This is a genomic window from Staphylococcus sp. 231237_7MaSpsaltlick, assembly GCF_043107035.1.
In genome coordinates, this window is record NZ_JBICNX010000113.1 from 1 (window position 1) to 1,531 (window position 1,531).

A 1,531-nucleotide genomic window follows, 5' to 3' on the forward strand; every position below is an offset into this window, starting at 1 on the left:
CAAATACTCATGAGTATTTGCTATTTTTTCACAGAAAAAATCACAGGGGGCTTGGGGGATTCATCCACCAACAAGCAGGGTATCTAGGCACAAAGTGGCTAGCATTCCCATTGCTTGCCAAACCTCTTAAGCGATGTGAGGAAGATTGTATTATGTTATAATACAATCAACGGAACAACGTGTCTTTCGTTAGAAAGCGAGGTGGGATTGTGAGCGAACGTAAACCAATGACTGAAGGGAACGAAGCTGTCGGGAAAAACCAAAATCCCGACCGCAAGGAACCGAAACAAATTAGTTTTCGTGTGAGCGAATTCGAATATTCAAAGTTACAGGCATCGGCTGAAACTTTGAATATGAGTGTGCCTTCGTTTGTTAAAAACAAGGCACAAGGCACTCGATTGGTCGCGCCCAAATTAGACAAAGAGACGCGACAATCGATGGCCAAAGATATGGGTAAGTTGGGTAGCAACTTAAACCAAATCGCTAAAGCTTTAAATACTTATGGCGAACGTGCAAATATAAAATTGATGCAACAAGATATCGCCATCATGCGTAAAGAGTTGAATCACATATGGCAACAACTAAAATAAGTTCTACCAAATCAACGTCACGGGCCATTAACTATGCCGAAAAACGTGCGGAAGAAAAAAGTGGTTTAAATTGTGATGTCGAATACGCAAAAAGTTCCTTTAAAGCTTCTCGTGAAGTTTACGGTAAAACAGATGGCAACCAAGGCCATGTGATTATTCAGTCATTCAAACCAGGTGAAGTCACACCGGAACAATGTAATGCACTCGGTTTAGAATTAGCCGAAAAAATGGTACCCGAGCATCAAGTGGCCATCTACACACATAGTGATACGGACCATATTCACAATCATATCGTTATCAATGCCGTGAATTTAGAAACAGGTAAGAAATTTAATAACGATAAACAAGCTTTACGTGACCTACGTAAAGCGAACGATGAAGTTTGTTTAAACCATGGTTTATCCATTCCAGAACCGACATCAGAATTACGCTATACACAAGCTGAACAAAACCTGATTGATAAAGGAAAAAAATCTTGGAAAAACGAAGTCCGAATGGCCATTGATGAAACACAAGCAACAGATATGGACAGTTTCAAAGAACAATTACTTCCAAAAGGCATCACTGTCGAACGTGTGACCGATAAAACCATCACTTACAGACACATTGAAGTAGATAAAAAAGTAAGAGGCAGTAAGTTAGGCGATATTTATGATAAAGGAGGGATTATTGATGGCTTTGAGTCCGAGAAACAACGGAGACGCACAAAGTACGAATCAGAACGAACAGCTCCTGAACGAACTCCAAAAGATCAATCAACGCATAGATCATCTGGAACAGAATTTGATTGGGAAGGTTTCGAACAGTCAACCGACGACCAACTCGATGAACGCAAACATCGCGAACGAGCTGAAAGAGCAGAACGTGAAGCTCGGGAACAGGATGATCGAGCTCGAGCAGCGAGAGCAAAACAGATCGAATCAGAACCAACAATTAGTAAG

2 protein-coding genes are annotated in these 1,531 nt (G+C 41.0%); both read left to right on the forward strand.

Annotated features, from left to right (window positions below; translation table 11 throughout):
* The first annotated feature begins 227 nt into the window (after positions 1 to 227).
* The gene (locus ACF91D_RS30190) at positions 228 to 590 is read left to right on the forward strand and encodes a plasmid mobilization protein (protein WP_277582441.1); all 363 of its coding nucleotides are present in this window, start codon (positions 228 to 230) and stop codon (positions 588 to 590) included.
* A partial coding sequence (locus ACF91D_RS30195; RefSeq protein ID WP_392438425.1) for a relaxase/mobilization nuclease domain-containing protein occupies positions 572 to 1,531 on the forward strand: 960 nt, incomplete at its 3' end. The genes ACF91D_RS30190 and ACF91D_RS30195, both read left to right, overlap by 19 nt.

What these genes read in the sequence shown, in the direction of transcription:
- ACF91D_RS30190 (WP_277582441.1), top strand. Translation starts at nt 228, where the DNA reads ATGACTGAAGGGAACGAAGCTGTCGGGAAAAACCAAAATCCCGACCGC.